Consider the following 16185-nt stretch of genomic DNA (forward strand, 5'->3'; position numbering starts at 1 on the left):
CGCCGTCAGTCGAGCGCGATGTGCTGCGCCGTGATCACCGGTCCCCACAGGGCTGCGTCCCTGCTGAGCTGTGAGTCGAGCAACTGGGGCGGCCCGAGATCCGCCTGCAAGCCGTCGATCTCGAGCTGTTTGGCGATCTCGGGCTTTCGCATCGCGGCGTTGGCGGCGGCATTCAGCCTTTCGATCGCCTCGCGCGGGGTGCCGGCGGGTGCGTGCAGCGCGGTCCAGAACGACGCAGAGAGCTCCGGATAGCCCGACTCGGCCAGGGTCGGGACATCGGGCAGGTTCGGCATGCGCTTGTCGGAGGAAACGGCAAGCAGGCGCAACTGGCCGCCCTTGACGTGCTCGATGATGGCGGCAGGCGTTGCGAAATTGAGGTCGCACTCGCCCGAGAGCAATTCCATGACCGAGGCCGGGTTGTTGCGGTAGGCGACGTCGGTGACCGCAAAGCCCATCGATTTTCCCATCATGATCCCGAACAGATGGGTCACGCTGCCGGGGCCGAGGGTGGCGTAGAACAGCGGCTTGTCGCGGCCCTTGGCATAGGCGACGAAGCTCTTCATGTCGGTGGCCGGCATCTTCGCGTTCACGGTCAGCGACAGCGGGCCGTTGCAGAGCATGGCGACGGAGGCGAAATCGGCGAGCTTGTAGGGCAGGTTCTTGCGCAGCAGCACGTTGAGCGAGATCGGGCCGGTGCCGCCGGCGAGCAGCACCGAACCGTCCTTGGCCGCGCGTGCCACATATTGCGATCCGACGATGCCGTTGGCGCCCGGCTTGTTGTCGACCAGCACGGGCTGGTCGAGCACCTCCGACATCCCCTTGGCGATTGAACGCATCAGGCTGTCGATCGAGCCGCCGCTTGCGTAAGGCACGATGATGAAGACGGTTTGTGACGTGCGCGCGCTCACGATCGCAGGTGCAGCAAATGGCGCGACGACGGCGCCGGCCATGAGTGTTGCGGCCTGACGTCGGCTGATCCTGGCCATGGCGGTTCCTCCCTGGGGATGTTTGTCGTGTTGGCTGAAATCTATGTCCCGACCGATCGGTCAGTCAACAGGGCAAGCGTCGCACCTATTGTCAGACGCGGAGCGTGGTGCTATCAGCACATCGGCTGACCGATCGGTCAGGCGGCGACGCGCCGCCGTCCGGACGTCGAAGCACCAAGATCAAGCAAGAGTCAGGAGGAAGCCATGTCCGACGATATCGTGACGCTCGAAGTATCCGACAACATCGCAATCGTGACGCTGAATCGTCCTCCGGTGAATGCGCTCAATCGCGCGATGCGCGACCGCATCGTCGCGGTGTTCGACGAGATATCCGAGCGCAGCGACGTCCGCGTCGCGATCCTCACCGGCAACGGCAAGGTGTTCTGCAGCGGCGCCGATCTGAAGGATCGTCCGGATCCGTCGAAGGTCGGCGCGTTCCACGATCACAACCGCATCACCCGCGAGACCGGTAACTGCATCCGCGAATGCTCCAAGCCGGTGATCGCCGCGATCAACGGCGTCGCGCTCGGCGCCGGCCTCGGCTTGATGGCGTCTTGCGACATCTTCTACGCGTCGGAAGAAGCCGTGTTCGGCATGCCCGAGATTAATGTCGGGCTCGCCGGCGGTGCGGCGATGCTCAACACGCTGTTCGGCAAGTCGCTGATGCGCCGCATGTTCTTCACCGGCGTCCGGATTCCCGCGGCCGAGCTCTATCGCCTCGGCATCATCGAGGCCTGCACCAGCAAGGAGGATCTCATTCCCGAGGCGATGAAGATCGCGCGCGAAATCGCGGCCAAGAGCCCGATCGCGATGGAGTATGCCAAGAATGCGGCCAATATGGTCGAGCTGATGCCGCCGCGCGATGCCTATCGTTTCGAGCAGAACATCACCATGGCGCTGTCGAAGACCGAAGACGCCAAGGAAGCGCGCATGGCGTTCCTGGAGAAGCGCGCGCCGGTGTTCAAGGGACGCTGACGATGCGTCCGGGAGAGGGTCTCGACGCGTTGATGGCGCCGCGCTCGATCGCGATCATCGGCGCATCGCAGGATGCGACCAAGATCGGCGGCCGGCCGGTGGATCTGCTGCTGCGTTACGGCTACGCGGGCAAGATCTATCCGGTGAATCCGAAGGCGGATGTGGTTCAGGGTCTTCAGGCCTATGCGTCGGTGAGCGCGCTGCCTGAGGCGCCTGATCTTGCGATCATCGCCGTCGACGCCGAGCGGGCGCCGGAAGCGATCGAGCAGTGTGCCAATCGGGGCGTGCGAAGCGTCGTCGTGTTCTCGTCCGGCTTTGCCGAGCTCGGCGAGCAGGGGCGTGCGATACAGGATCGGCTGCGAGCAGCCGCGCGTCGGACCGGCATGCGGTTGCTCGGTCCGAATTGCCTTGGCGCTGTCAGCATTCCAGAACGGGCCATCGCGACCTTCTCGATCGTGCTCGAGCACAGCATGCCGAAAGCGGGCTCGCTCGGCATCGTGTCGCAGAGCGGCAATCTCGGCAGCTACACCATGCGCATGGCGAGCGATCGTGGTGCCGGCATCAGCCGATTCATGACAACCGGCAATGAGTGCGATATCGACATCGCCGACGGTATCGCCTGGCTGGCCCGGGATCCCGCGACCAAGGTCATCCTCTGCTGCTTGGAAGCCTGCCGTGATGCCGGTCGGCTCATCGCCGCGCTGACCGAGGCGCGCGATGCCGGCAAGCCGGTCATCGCACTGAAGGTCGGCACGTCGGAGGCGGGGCAGGCCGCGGCGGCGTCCCATACCGGTGCCATGGCGGGATCGGATGCAGTCTTTGATGCGCTGCTGTCGCGTTACGGCGCGGTCCGGGTGCGCAGCATCGAGGAACTGATCGACCTCGGTCATGCCGCCTCCATCCTGTTGCCGGATAGGTTGCCGAAGGGGCCGCGCCTTGCGGTCGTGACGGCATCGGGCGGCTTCGGCGTTCTGCTTGCTGATGCAGCGCAGGCCGTCGGGCTGTCGTTGCCGGAACTGGGAGAGGTGACGCAGCGCGCGATTCTCGAGCTCGTGCCGTTTGCGTCCGCGCGCAATCCGGTCGATGCCACCGCGCAAATGTCCAGCCGGCCCGATATGCTGCAGAAGATCCTGTCGGCGGTGGTGGCCGACGAGTGCTCCGATGCGATCGTGCTGCCGCTGCCGTTCTCGCTGCATATGCCGCGATTGCGCTCGGTGTATATGGAGACGCTGCGCGCCATCCGAGCGCAATACCCCCATCGTCCCGTCATACTGTGCGTGGAAGGTCCGCCCGATGCGCTCGCCGAGTTGCATGCCATGGGCTATCCGACGATTGCGAGCTTCGACGGCTGCTGCGCCATCATCGCGGCGTTGGCGCGCTTGCAGGTGTTGACGACCGCGCCAAAGGATGCGGACCCGCCGGCCATTGCGAAGGCTGCGCCGCTGAACGCCGATGTTTTCCGCCATGAGCTCGGTGCCAAGCAAGCGTTGGCGCAAGCCGGCATCCCCGTGCTCGCCGAGCGGCTGGCGACGGATGCCGATGCGGTGGCGCGCGCCGCGCGCGAGATCGGGTTTCCGGTGGTCTTGAAGATTGCCTCGCCCGATCTTCCGCACAAGACCGAGGTCGGAGGTGTCGCAGTTGGCCTGCGGTCCGAGGAGGAGGTACGACGGGCCCATGCCCAGATGCTGGCGCGTGTCGCCGACAAGGCGCCGCATGCGGTGATCGACGGCGTGATCGTCGCGCCGATGGCGCAGGGCCTGTCCGAACTGATCCTCGGCAGCCGGATCGATCCGGTGTTCGGACCGGTCGTGATGGTCGGCCTTGGCGGCATCTTTGCAGAAATCGTCCAGGATACTGCCGTGCAGATGGCGCCCGTCAGCGAGGCGCAGGCGATGGCGATGCTCGGATCGCTCAAGGCGTTCGCGGTCCTTGACGGCGCGCGCGGACGGCGCCGCACGGACCTGAAGGCCGCGGCGCGGGCAATCGCGGTGCTGTCGCGCTTTGCCGTCGCGCAGGCGGATGCGGTGTCGGAAATCGACATCAATCCGCTGCTGCTGAAAGCGGAGGGCGAGGGGGCCGTCGCGCTCGATGCGCTGCTGGTCCCGCATGCCGGGAAGGCAACCCAACCCCACTGAACACATCGATCAACAAGAACCGCGAAGTCGGCTCAACGATTACAGGGAGGAATTCGAGATGAGGCTCAATACCCGTCTTCTCAACATCGCCGTGATGCTGGGAGCACTGCTGATGTTTGCCACACCGCTGCGCGCGCAAGGCGTTTCCGGCGATGTCATCAAGATCGGCATCATGAACGACCAGAATGGTCCCTATGCCGACAATTGCGGCCCCGGAGCGGTCGTTTCGGCGAAACTCGCGGTCAGCGATTTCGGCGGCGCCGTCAACGGCAAGAAGATCGAGCTGATCGTCGCGGACGACCAGAACAAGCCCGATATCGGCGTCGCGGTCGCGCTGCGATGGCTCGACAATGAGGCCGTCGACGCCATCGTGGGCTGCTCGGCCTCGTCGATCGCGCTCGGCGTCCAGGACATCATGAAGGCGCGGAAGAAGCCCTACATGCTGGCGGGGACGGCCGGCTCGTTCTTCACCAACGACAAATGCTCGCCCATGACCACGCAATGGATGGTGGATACCTATGCGCAGCCGAAGGCCACGGTGAAGGCCTTGCTGGCCCAGGGCGTTGACACCTGGTTCTTCCTGACGGTCGACTACGCCTTCGGCAAGGGGTGGCAGGCCGACGCCACGAATTTCATCAAGGCGGGCGGCGGCAAGGTGGTGGGTTCGGTGCTGCATCCGCTCAACTCGTCGGACTTCTCCTCGTTCCTGCTGACGGCGCAGGCGAGCGGCGCGAAGGCGATCGCGCTCGCCAATTCCGGATCGGATTTCGGCAATGCCATCAAGCAGGCCCAGGAGTTCGGCCTGTCGCAGAAGCAATTGCTGGTACCGCTCGGATTGATGATCAGCCAGACGCATGGCATCGGCCTGCGTGACTTGCAGAACGTGCGTCTGACCACACCGTTCTACTGGGACATGACGCCGGAGACGCGCGCCTTCGCCAAGCGCTTCACCGAGGCGTCCGGCGGCCAGATCCTCAACGAGGCCAAATCCGCCACCTACAGCGCGATCACGCATTACCTGAAGGCCGTCGCAGCGACCGGAACGGACGATGGCGAGGCCGTGATGAAGCAGATGAAGAATACGCCGGTCAACGATTTCGAGATGAAGGATGTCAGCCTCCGCGCCGACGGGCAGGTGATGCGTCCGCTCTATGTCGCGCGGATCAAGACGCCGGCGGAATCGAAATACGCCTTCGACTATTACGAGATCACGGGGACCATCGCGCCCGAGGACGCATGGCGTCCAGCCTCGGAGAGCGCGTGCGATCTGCTCAAGTCGCAATGATCGAAAGAAGCGGGGTGATGCCGGCCGACGCACGGCCGGTGTCGGCCCGAGGTTCAGCCAACGCAGGAATTCGACGATGACAGTCATTGAAGCAGCACCGCCCGCAACAGTCACGGCCGGAGAATTGTCCGGCGAGGCCTATCGGGTGGCGATGCGTCGCTGGCTGCGGTCCAACCTGCCTGCGAGCTTTCGCAGCGACAATGCGGCGTTCTCGTCGCCGGAGCTTTCGCAGTCGATTGAATGGGAAGCGGCGATGTATCGCGCCGGCCTTGCCGGCATCACCTGGCCGCGGGCCTATGGCGGCCACGGCCGGACCCTGCGCGAGCACCTGATCGCCAACCAGGAAATCGGCGCGCTTGCGATGCCGGAGAGCGTCAATTCGATCGGCAAGGAGCTCGCAGGTCCCATCATCCTCGCCGTCGGCACCGAGGAGCAGAAGCGTCGCTTTCTGCCGGCGATCCTCGAGATGCGCGACATCTGGTGCCAGGGCTTTTCCGAGCCGGAGGCCGGGTCGGATCTGGCGAGCCTGCGGACCCGTGCCACGCTTGACGGCGGGATTTGGCGGATCAACGGCCAGAAGATCTGGACCAGCGGAGCCTACCGCGCCCAGCGCTGCCTGGTGCTGGCGCGAACCGGATCGCTGGAGGACCGGCATCGCGGCCTTGCGATGTTCGCGGTGCGGCTCGATGCGAAGGGTGTCCGCGTGCGGCCGATCAAATCGATCGATGGACGCGAGAGCTTTTGCGAGGTCTTCTTCGACGACGTCGAGGTCCTGCAATCCGATGCTCTCGGCGCGCCGGATGAGGGCTGGAACGCGGCGATCCGCGTGCTCGAGATCGAACGGGCAACCAACCGCATGTACCGGGCGTGGCGCTTCGAGAACGAGCTGCGGCATATGATCTCGGCCTGCAAGAGCGATCCGTCGCTGGCGCAACTGGTCGCCAATCGCCACTATGAGGCCAAGATCGGCGAGGTCATCGTCGATATCGAGGTGCTGAAGGCGCATGTCGAGACGGCCGTCGACGCGCTGGTCAACGGTGACAGGATTGGCGCGCGCGGCAGTCTGGCCAAGCTGCATTGGAGCGAGGCGCACCAACGCTTCGCCGCGCTCGCACTCGATTTGCTGGCGCAAGCGTCGGTACCGGTGCTTCCGGCCGTGCAGGTGGCGCGCCGTCGCTTCGAGGCGATCTATCTGCAGGCGCGCGCCGAGACCATCTATGCCGGCACCACCGAAATTCAGCTCGGTATCATCGCCGACAGGATCCTGCAGCTCTCGAAAGGCAAGTGATGACGACACTGACCGAAGGTTTGCAGCCGAGCGAGTTCGCGGTCACCGCGGCGCGCGCGGTGGCGGATTGCGCGCCGCTCGGCCCGCGCGAGCAGGCGAGACATCTCGCCAATGACGGATTATTGGGTGTCATCGCGTCGCAGGACGTCGGTGGGCTGGACTTGCCGCTGGCCTTTGCCGTTCCGGTGGTTGCCGCTGCCGGCTCGGGCCTGCTCGGCTTTCCCCTGATGGAGGCGCTGCTGCTCGGCCGCGCGCTGCAGGATGTATTGCCGCGCACGGCCGAGGCCGTCGTGTCCGGCGATATGCTGGCGACGATCGCCTGGCAGGGCAATGTGAGCGCCGAGCGTGAAGGTGAATCAGTGGTGCTCAACGGCTGGGTTGCACGTGCGGCCTGCGCTCGGGATGCCGATTGCATTCTGGTGCGGATCGGCACGGACGGCGCGGCGCTGGTTCCGGCGGACAGCGAAGGCGCCGTCGTCGAGGACGCGGCAGGGCTGGATCTGACGGTGCCCGAACACGCGGTGCGCTTGCAGGGCGTCACCATACCGGCGTCAAGCATCCTGCCGGAGAGCTCATGGGAGCTGTTGTGCTCGGACGCCAACGTGCTGCGTGCTGCCGCGATCCTCGGCTCGGCAGAGAGCTGCCTCGCGCTGGCGCAGGAGCACGCCTCGACGCGCCGTCAGTTCGGCCGCGCGCTGTCCTACAACCAGGCGATACGGCATTCGTTGGCGCGGCAAAAGCTCGCGCTCGAAGGCATCAGGCACGCGATCACACGCAGCGTCGGTGACGCGGCAGGCCCGCTCGAGCGCGATGCGGTGTTTCTTGCCGCAGCCTCCTATGGCTGCTTGATCAGCGAAGGCGCGCTGCAGGTTCACGGCGGTATGGGGTTCACCTGGGACGTGCCGGTGCATCGGCATCTGCGCCGTGTCCGTGCCCTGCAGGCGCAAGGCGATGCCAGCGCAGGCCTGGCCGCGCTCGGCCGCCGCGCCATCGCGGCAATCGCCCCGGCGTCCGATGTCGCCGTGTCAGGATAGGAAAGGGAAACCGCAATGACTGATGCCAAGGACAAGCCCCTCGCGGGTCGTGTTGCGCTGGTGACCGGCGCCGGGAATGGAATCGGACGCGCGACCGCCTTGCTGCTGGCGGCGCGCGGCGCCATCGTCGGGGTGAACGATCTGAAGCCCGAATTTGTCGCCGGGACCGTCGATGCGATCAAGGCGGCGGGCGGCGAGGCAGTCGCGATCACGCAGGACGTCGCGAGCCGCGACGGAATGCGGGCGGCGGTTCTCGGCCATGCGGAGCGGCAGGGCCGGCTCGATATCCTCGTCAACAATGCGGCCTGGGTGCGCTACCAATCGGTGCCCGACATCGCGCCCGAGACCGTGGATCGTATGCTCAACATCGGCTTCAAGGCGATCATCTGGGGCATTCAGGCCGCCGCCGAGGTGATGGATGCCGAACGCGGCGGCACGATCGTCAATGTCGCGTCTGTCGCCGGACTGATCTCGGCGAAGAACAGCATCGTCTATAGCGGCATCAAGGCCGGTGTCATGGGCATCACGCGCGCGGCGGCCGCGGAGCTCGGCGAGCGCAAGATCCGGGTGAACGCGGTGGCACCGTCGGCGATCCCGACCGAAGGAACGATGCGCAACCGCAACGCCGAGCTCGACGCGCGGCGGATCGAGCGGACGCCGCTCGGACGGCTCGGCACGGTGGACGATATCGCCAGGGCGATCGCCTTCCTCGTGGGCGACGACAGCGGCTTCATATCGGCACAGGTGCTGACGGTCGACGGCGGGATTGTCCTCACCAACATTGCCTAGCGCCATGCGGCACAGATGCATCGCGGGGATCGGGCGTGACACGGGCGGAACGGGAAGTTGACCTGAGCGGACGCGTCGTCCTGATCACCGGGGCGGCCGCCGGAATCGGTTGGGCGGCCGCGCGGCGTTTTGCGGCCCGGGGCGCCCGCGTGATGATCGCTGACATCGACGCCGACAAGGCCGCGTTTCGCGCCGGCGAGCTGGGTGCCGCGCACGGATCCTTCGGCGTCGACATGGCGCAGCCGGACCAGGTGGCCGAGATGGTGGAGGATTGCGTCCGCAGCCTCGGGGGCCTCGATGTGCTGGTCAACAATGCCGGCCGTACCGACACGGATGGCTTGGGTGTGGTGGATCAGCCGGTCTCCACCTTCGAGGCTCTCGTGGCGGTCAATCTGCGCGGCAGCCTTGTCGCCGCGGAGCAGGCGGCGGCGTTGATGCGGCGCTCCGGTGGCGGCGCCATCGTCAATGTCGCGTCCGGCGCGGCGCTGCGGCCGGTGCCGTTTCGAAACGGCTACAGTGCTTCCAAGGCGGGTGTGCTCGCGATGACGCGGCATCACGCCTGCGCCTGGGCGCGCGATGGAATCAGGGTCAACGCAGTCGCGCCAGGCTATACGCGCACCGAGCTCGTCGAAGCGCTGATCGCGCGCGGCCGCATCGATCCGGTCGCCGTCGCAAGGCGTATTCCGCTCGGCCGCATGGCGGCGCCGGAGGAAATCGCAGCCGCGATCGCGTTCCTTGCGTCGCCTCGGGCATCGGCCATCACCGGGTCGACCTTTCTGGTCGACGGTGGATCCCTGCTCGGCGGTCTCGGGCCTGCGACCGAGGTCAGCAGCAGCGCGGCGCCCGCCGGGCGTCCGACCTGCGTCGTCGTCGGCGCCTGCAACTCCCTCGGCCAGGCAATGGTCCGAAGGTTCTCCGATGAGGATGCGACGGTCGTCGCGGTCGATGCCGACGGCGGGCCATTGGCGGCACTCGCTGCAGGGATAGCCGAATGCCATGCGCTTCCGGTCGAGATGTCGAACGAGCACGCCATAGCGGAGGCGGTGGTCGGCATCGTGCGCCGCTTCGGCCGCATCGATGGTGTCGTGAATGCGGTTGGTGCGGATGCCGTGACCACGGCTCATCGACCCGTCAAGTCTGATGCGCTGGCAGCTCATCTGACGGGCGCGCTCCGTGTCGCGAAGGCGGTTGGACCTGTCCTGCAGCGACAGGGATTTGGCACGCTGCTCAATCTGACGTCGATCGGCGGGGATGTCGCACTTGGTGATGACGTCGAGGCCGCGGCTAGCGCCGGCGCGGTCGCGATGCTCACGCGCACCCTTGCGTGTGAATGGAGCGGGCGCGGCATTCGCGTCAACGCCATCGCCGCCGGCCCGATCGAGGGGACGTCGACTGCGATTGGCCGGGTACCGCCGTGGCGCGCCGTGTCGGCGCAGGATGTCGCTGAGGCGGCGGCGTTTCTGCTTGGCCCGGACGCCGGCTATGTCACGGGCAGCGTCGTCGTTGTCGATGGCGGGCTCAGCGTCCATGCCGGCTCCGATCGTGCCGTTACAGGACGCCCATCATGATTCTTACCTCCGAAGAGCAGGCCCTGAAGGAAGAATTCATCCGCGCCCGCGGCTACTGGCGGCCGTGGACCGAAGGCTTGCTGCGGCTCGATCCGGACTTTCTCGCAACCTATGCCCGCTATGGCGGCTATCCCGCCGAAACCGGTCCGCTGTCGCGCAAGATGTGCGAATTGATCTATGTGGCGCTGGATGGATCGGCCACGCATCTGTTCCGCTCGGGCCTCGCCCTGCACACGCAGCTGGCGCTTGAGCAGGGCGCAACCGCGCAGGAGATTGTCGACGTATTGCGGCTGGCGACGGCGCAGGGGCTCGACGGCTGCAATCTCGGTGTCGGCATTCTCGCCGAGGAGCTGGCGCTGGCCGGGTTGGATACGGAACAGGCGGCGCTCTCGCACGAGCAGGCGGTGCTGCGCGACGCCTATGTCGCGCAATTCGGCGATTGGCCGAACTTCTGCGATCTCTGGCTGCGCGCAGATCCCGGCTATTTCGCGGTGATGCTCGATCTGCTGACGGTTCGGCAGAAGGCCGGCGGTCTTGACCAGCGCTCGGCTTGCCTGATCTCGCTGGCCTTGAACGGATGTTTCACCGCGCTCAATCCGCACGGACTTCGCTTGCAGATCAGGCGGGCGGTGCGGCTCGGCATCGACAAGCGAGAGATCCTTCAGGTTCTGCAGATGACTGCGCATCTGGGCGTGCATGCTTGCGCCATCGGCATGCCGGTTCTGATGGATGCGATCGATCCGGCAGCAGGCGATCCGTCTTCTGTGGGCGCGTCGAGCCAGCAGGGAGGCCGATGACGATGACGGGACCGACCATTCGCGACCAGCGTGCCTTTGCCGCGGGCGCGTTGTTCCTCGCTTTTGCACTCTTCTTCTTCGTGACGGCGCTGAACTACCCGGCCGGCAGTGCGGCACGGATGGGACCGGGCTATTTTCCGCGTCTGCTCGCCATTGTGCTGGCCGCAATCGGAGTTGCCGTGATGCTGGGAGCGGCGAGGCGGACGGCAGCGCGACAGGGGTTGCAGCGCTGGGACGTGAAGGGTCTCGCTTGGGTCGCAGGCTCGGTGGTCCTGTTTGCCTGCCTGCTGTTTCCGTTCGGTCTCGTAGGTGCCCTGTTCGTGCTGATCGTGGTGTCGAGCAAGGCCAGTCCCGAATTCTCCTGGAAGGGCGCGCTGGCCAACGCGGCCGTCCTGATCGCGCTGTGCCTGCTGGTGTTCGTCTACGGTCTCGGCCTGCAGCTTCCGGTTTGGCCGGCGCTGTTCAATTGAAGGCTTGGTCCGATGGATCTCTTTCACAATCTTGCAATCGGATTCTCCACCGCGGCCCAGCCGGCCAATCTCCTCTATGCCTTCCTTGGTTGCCTGCTGGGGACGCTGATCGGCGTGCTGCCGGGCCTTGGCCCGCTCGCCACCATCGCGATGCTGCTTCCGATCACCTATGCGCTGCAGCCGGACTCGGCTCTGATCATGCTGGCAGGCATCTATTACGGCGCGCAGTACGGCGGCTCGACCACGGCGATCGTGGTCAATCTGCCCGGCGAGTCCTCCTCCGTCGTCACCACGATCGACGGCTATCAGATGGCCAAGCAGGGACGGGCCGGCGTCGCTCTGTCGACGGCGGCGATCGGATCGTTCTTCGCCGGTTGCGTGGCGACGCTGGCGCTTGCGGCGCTGGCCGGGCCGCTCACCGCGGCAGCGCTGCTGTTCGGGCCGAAGGAATTCTTCGCGCTGATGATCCTTGGTCTCATCCTGGCCTCGGTGCTGTCGAGCGGGCCATTCATTGAAGGCATCGGCATGGTCGTGCTCGGCATGCTCCTGAGCCTCGTCGGCACCGACCTCAGCACGGGAACGCAGCGCTTCGCCTTCGGTATCCCGCAGCTGTTCGACGGCCTCGATTTCGTCCCGCTGGCGATGGGGATCTTCGGCTTCGCCGAGATCGTGAAGAACCTCGAACAGGACGACAAGCTGTCGCTGGTGACGCAGAAGATCGCCAACCTGTTTCCGACGCGAGAGGATTTTCGGCGCATGGTTCCGGCGATGCTGCGCGGCACCGCGCTCGGCACGTTGCTTGGCGTGCTGCCGGGTGGCGGCGCAGTGCTGTCGTCGTTCGCCTCCTACACGCTCGAGAAGAAGCTGTCCAAGCATCCGGAGCAGTTCGGCAGGGGTGCGATCGAGGGTGTTGCCGGTCCGGAATCTGCCAATAACGCAGGCGCCCAGACCTCGTTCATTCCGCTGCTGACGCTCGGCGTGCCGTCGAACGTCGTGATGGCGCTGATGGTCGGTGCCATGAACATCCACAACATCCAGCCCGGTCCGGAAGTGATGACCAAGAACCCGACCCTGTTCTGGGGCCTGATCGCCTCGATGTGGGTCGGCAATCTGATGCTGCTGATCCTCAATCTGCCGCTGGTCGGGCTGTGGGTGAAGCTTCTCACCATTCCCTATCGCTATCTGTTCCCGGCGATCATGGTGTTCTGCTCGATCGGTGTCTATTCGATCAACAGCGGCACCTTCGAGCTTCACGAGGCCGCCGTGTTCTGCGTGTTCGGCTATGCCCTGATCAAGCTGCAACTGCCGGCCGCGCCGCTATTGCTGGGATTGGTGCTCGGACCCGCGATCGAGGAGAACTTCCGCCGCGCGATGGTGCTGTCGCGCGGCGACGTCAGCGTGTTCCTGACCTCGCCATTGTCGGCCGGCCTGCTGGCCGCGGCCGCGATTGCCGTGATCCTGATCATGTTGCCCACGATCCGCACGCGGCGGGAGGAGGCACTGCAGGAGTGAGAGGGTGAGTTTCGCCGGGTCGGCGCGCGTCACGCGCTGCAGTCGAGCGGCGCGCCCGACACGTCGTTGATCTTCACCGATCGGGCGGCCTGCTGCAAAGCGCTGAGATAGCGGCTGGCATTCTGCTTGATCCGCTCGGCAACGCCGCCGAGCCCCAAGGCAACGGGCTGGTTCTGGATCGTGATCGGCAGCAGGACACAAATGGTGGCGCCACCCAGCATGGGGACGTTCTCCGTGGAGCAATAGCCCTTGCCGCGGATCTGGCGAATCCGCTTCATCATGTCCGGAAGCTTGACTCTGTCGGCCGCGTTCGGCGTGGCGATGTTCGCGCGGCGTACGATGCTGTCGACCTTCTCGTCGGACATCGTCGACATCAGAAGCCAGCCGAGGGCGGACTGCGTCAGCGGTCTCAGCGTTCCCTCATCGACGTGAAAGCCCAGCGGGTGGATCGACTGCACGATCTTGACGTATTGCAGATACACGTCGTTGGTCGTCCCGATCGCAACGGTTTCACCGGTTGCGGCATGAACGTCATGCATCGCCTCCAGCACGCGGTTGTCACCGAACAGGGATTTCGGAATCCAGTCGCCCAGTGACGTTACCTTCGGTGTCGGGAAATAGACCCGCGTTCGGCGGTCGAAATTCAGGTAGCCGAGGCTGACCAGCGTCTTGAGCAGGACCGTGGTGCTGGACGCCGGATAGCCTAGGGCCGCGCCGATCTCGGACATCGCGCGCGGTTGTCGCGCACGCATGAAGAGCTCGAGGATTTCGATCGCACGCAGGGCGGATTTGACGGTCGACCCGGCCGCGGAAATCGAGGCTGAAGTCGTCGGCTGCGATCGCAATTGATCCTCCCCTGGGCGCGGCAAATTCACGAATGTGAAATTCGGCTTCACATATGAAGTCTTGTTGGTTGCGTCCACTGCACATGAGATGGTCGCCCCCGTCAAGGGAGAGGCCGGCGCATCCACGCATCGCGCCGGGGCTGAGAGGGGCTCCAGCATGACCATACCTCACGAGAGGATCGCCGAGCTGCTCGACAGGGAAGCGATCCGCGACTGCATCTATCGCTATTGCCGCGGGGTCGATCGGGCCGATGAAGCCGCACTCCGCAGCGCTTACTGGCCGGATGCCACCGATCAGCACGGCCCGTATTCGGGACCGGTCGAAGGCTTCTTCCAATGGGCCGGCGAAGTCTTCAAGAGTGATGCACGCAACGTCCATATGGTCGGCAATATCCTGATCGAATTCACTGCGCCGCAGCAAGCTGTCGTCGAAACCTATTTTGTTGCTTTGCAGCGCGGACCGGCAAAGGACGGCAGGGTTCGACAGTTTCTGATCGCTGGCCGCTATTGCGACGTCTTCGAACAGCGCGCCGGCGAATGGCGCGTTGCGCGTCGGATCGTCGCCTATGACTGGGTGGACGAGCAGGCCGCTGCGACAGAGTCAGAGGCGGCCCGCTTCGGCCCGCGGCTGCCATTGGGCGCGCGGTATCCGGAGGATCCCATCTACGAACTTCTCCGCCGGAACTAGCGGACGCGTTCTTCAACAATCCCATGACGAGGAAATGCCGACATGAACAACGCTGATGCGAAGGGACCACGGCTGGACGTCGTCATCGTCGGCGCGGGATTCGGCGGTCTATACGCCGTCTACAAGTTTCGCGAGATGGGACTCAAGATCGCTGCGTTCGAGGCCGGTGGCGATGTCGGCGGCGTGTGGTACTGGAACCGCTATCCCGGCGCGCGCGTCGACCTGCCGAGCATCGATTACAGCTATTCGTTCTCGCCCGAGATCGAGCAGGAATGGACCTGGTCGGAGGAGTTCGCCTCGCAGCCGGAGCTGCTGGCTTATTTCAACTTCGTGGCCGCCCGCCTCGACCTGCGCAAGCACTACCAGTTCAATACGCGCATCGTGAGCGCCGTCTGGGATGAGGCGCGCAAGCTCTGGAAGGTGACGACGGACCGTGGCGAGACGGTCGAGGCCACCTATTGCGTGATGGCGACCGGCCCGCTCTCGGTGCCCAGGGATCCGGGTATCCCCGGCATCGAACGCTACGCGGGCGAGCTGCTGCGTGCCGGCCGATGGCCGCATCATCCCGTCAGCTATGACGGCAAGCGCGTCGGCGTGATCGGCACCGGATCGACCGGCATCCAGATCGTGCAGGAGGTGGGCCGGCAGGCCGGCGAGCTGTTCGTGTTCCAGCGCACGCCGAGCTTCACAATGCCGATGCGCAACCAGAAGCTCGAGCCCGACTACGTGGCGGAGGTCAAGCGCAACTATAGGGGCATTCGCGAGACGGCGCGCAACAGCCCGAATGGCGGCGTGCGACCGTGGACCACGCGTGCCTTCTTCAGCGTGACGCCGTCGCGCCGGCGTGAACTGCTGGAGGATGCCTGGAAGGCCGGCGGGCTGGCCATGCTCGGCACCTTCACCGACCTCCTGAGCAACGAGGAGGCCAACGAGCACGTGGCCGAGTTCGTACGCGACAAGATCAACGGCGTCGTTGCGGATTCCGTCACCGCTGAAACACTGAAACCGCGTGGTTATCCGATCTTTGCTCGACGCCCGTGCCTCGACACCGGATATTACGAGACTTTCAACCAGTCGAACGTGCACCTGATCGATTGCGTGACCGATCCCGTCGCGGAGATCACGAAGCGCGGTGTGCGCACGCAGTCAGGCGAGACGGCACTCGACATGCTCATCTTCGCGACCGGCTATGATGGGCTGACGGGCGCGCTGACCGCCTTCGACGTCGTTGGTCGCAACGGTCAAACGGTCAATGAGAAATGGAAAGCGGGAGCACGGTCGTATCTCGGTCTCATGATGGAAGGCTTTCCGAATCTCTTCATGACCACCGGGCCCAACGGCCCCGCCGCGCTCGCCAACATCGTCAGGATCAGTGAGAACGATGTCGACTGGATCGCGAGCGCGATCACCCACATGGCCGACCATGGCCTCGACAGCATCGAGCCGACCAGGAAGGCCGAAGACGACTGGATGGAGCTCGTGCTCAGGCTCGCCGATCGCTCGCTGTTGTCGAAGGCGAAGACCTGGTACGTCGGCACCAACGTCGAGGGCAAAGCCCAGGGATTGACGCTCTTCACCGGCGGCTTCCCGAAATACCGGGAGTATTGTGCTGCTGCGATCCAGGCCGGGTATCGCGACTTCGTGTTCGAGCGCGCGCGAACGCCGGTGGTGGCCTGACCGTCGCTGCACCGGCGCCACATTCAAAGACTGGCCCATGTTGGACGGGAATCCCAGTTCGGGATCGCCGGGACGTCGGGCGGCGATCGACGCAACCTCCCGCGCGCGTTCCTCCTCGTAGGAGATGTTCTCTCGC

Annotated in this window: 14 protein-coding genes; 12 read left to right on the top strand and 2 right to left on the bottom strand. The window is 65.3% G+C overall.

The features are described 5' to 3' along the window. Window positions 1–5 precede the first annotated feature (5 nt). Window positions 6–986 carry a tripartite tricarboxylate transporter substrate binding protein gene (locus tag AC1RUR_RS07625; RefSeq protein WP_492842493.1) on the bottom strand — a complete coding sequence of 327 codons (981 nt, stop codon included), beginning with the start codon at window positions 984–986 and terminating at the stop codon, window positions 6–8. Between the two features lie 204 nt (window positions 987–1190). Here AC1RUR_RS07625 and AC1RUR_RS07630 point away from each other — a divergent pair, with 204 nt between their 5' ends. The 10 genes from AC1RUR_RS07630 (at window position 1191) to AC1RUR_RS07675 (ending at window position 12839) form a co-directional block, all read left to right on the top strand. Next, window positions 1191–1961, top strand: a complete 771-nt coding sequence (locus AC1RUR_RS07630) for an enoyl-CoA hydratase/isomerase family protein (protein WP_492842494.1) — start codon at window positions 1191–1193, stop codon at window positions 1959–1961. A 2-nt stretch (window positions 1962–1963) separates the two neighbouring features. After that, a complete protein-coding gene (locus AC1RUR_RS07635; RefSeq protein ID WP_492842495.1) occupies window positions 1964–4096 on the top strand; it encodes an acetate--CoA ligase family protein in 2133 nt (710 codons plus the stop codon). 58 nt (window positions 4097–4154) lie between these two features. Further along, window positions 4155–5381, top strand: coding sequence for an ABC transporter substrate-binding protein (locus tag AC1RUR_RS07640; protein ID WP_492842496.1), 1227 nt, complete (start codon window positions 4155–4157; stop codon window positions 5379–5381). A 76-nt stretch (window positions 5382–5457) separates the two neighbouring features. Continuing rightward, entirely contained in the window at window positions 5458–6669 is a 1212-nt protein-coding gene (locus AC1RUR_RS07645) for an acyl-CoA dehydrogenase family protein (RefSeq protein WP_492842497.1), read from the top strand. Beyond that, the gene (locus AC1RUR_RS07650) at window positions 6669–7703 is read left to right on the top strand and encodes an acyl-CoA dehydrogenase family protein (protein ID WP_492842498.1); all 1035 of its coding nucleotides are present in this window, start codon (window positions 6669–6671) and stop codon (window positions 7701–7703) included. Before AC1RUR_RS07645 ends, AC1RUR_RS07650 begins: the two co-directional genes overlap by 1 nt. A 15-nt stretch (window positions 7704–7718) precedes the next feature. Beyond that, on the top strand, window positions 7719–8492 hold the full coding sequence (locus AC1RUR_RS07655; protein WP_492842499.1) for an SDR family NAD(P)-dependent oxidoreductase: 774 nt from the start codon (window positions 7719–7721) through the stop codon (window positions 8490–8492). Window positions 8493–8527: 35 nt separating this feature from the next. Continuing rightward, entirely contained in the window at window positions 8528–10060 is a 1533-nt protein-coding gene (locus AC1RUR_RS07660; protein ID WP_492842500.1) for an SDR family oxidoreductase, read from the top strand. Beyond that, the gene (locus tag AC1RUR_RS07665) at window positions 10057–10857 is read left to right on the top strand and encodes a carboxymuconolactone decarboxylase family protein (protein WP_492842501.1); all 801 of its coding nucleotides are present in this window, start codon (window positions 10057–10059) and stop codon (window positions 10855–10857) included. Before AC1RUR_RS07660 ends, AC1RUR_RS07665 begins: the two co-directional genes overlap by 4 nt. A 2-nt stretch (window positions 10858–10859) precedes the next feature. Next, window positions 10860–11327 (top strand): tripartite tricarboxylate transporter TctB family protein, encoded by a 468-nt coding sequence (locus AC1RUR_RS07670; protein WP_492842502.1) that lies wholly within the window; start codon window positions 10860–10862, stop codon window positions 11325–11327. 12 nt (window positions 11328–11339) lie between these two features. Beyond that, window positions 11340–12839, top strand: coding sequence for a tripartite tricarboxylate transporter permease (locus tag AC1RUR_RS07675; protein ID WP_492842503.1), 1500 nt, complete (start codon window positions 11340–11342; stop codon window positions 12837–12839). A 29-nt stretch (window positions 12840–12868) separates the two neighbouring features. Here AC1RUR_RS07675 and AC1RUR_RS07680 read toward each other — a convergent pair whose 3' ends face one another. Next, the gene (locus tag AC1RUR_RS07680) at window positions 12869–13849 is read right to left on the bottom strand and encodes an IclR family transcriptional regulator (protein ID WP_492842504.1); all 981 of its coding nucleotides are present in this window, start codon (window positions 13847–13849) and stop codon (window positions 12869–12871) included. On the opposite strand from AC1RUR_RS07680, the gene AC1RUR_RS07685 reads away from it, so the two are divergent. Together AC1RUR_RS07685 and AC1RUR_RS07690 are read left to right on the top strand one after the other, a co-directional pair. Next, entirely contained in the window at window positions 13848–14372 is a 525-nt protein-coding gene (locus tag AC1RUR_RS07685) for a nuclear transport factor 2 family protein (RefSeq protein WP_492843128.1), read from the top strand. The genes AC1RUR_RS07680 and AC1RUR_RS07685 overlap by 2 nt on opposite strands. A gap of 42 nt (window positions 14373–14414) precedes the next feature. Further along, window positions 14415–16049, top strand: a complete 1635-nt coding sequence (locus AC1RUR_RS07690; RefSeq protein ID WP_492842505.1) for a flavin-containing monooxygenase — start codon at window positions 14415–14417, stop codon at window positions 16047–16049. The last annotated feature ends 136 nt before the right edge of the window (window positions 16050–16185 follow it).

The organism is Bradyrhizobium sp. GW821-FHT12B03, assembly GCF_058807535.1.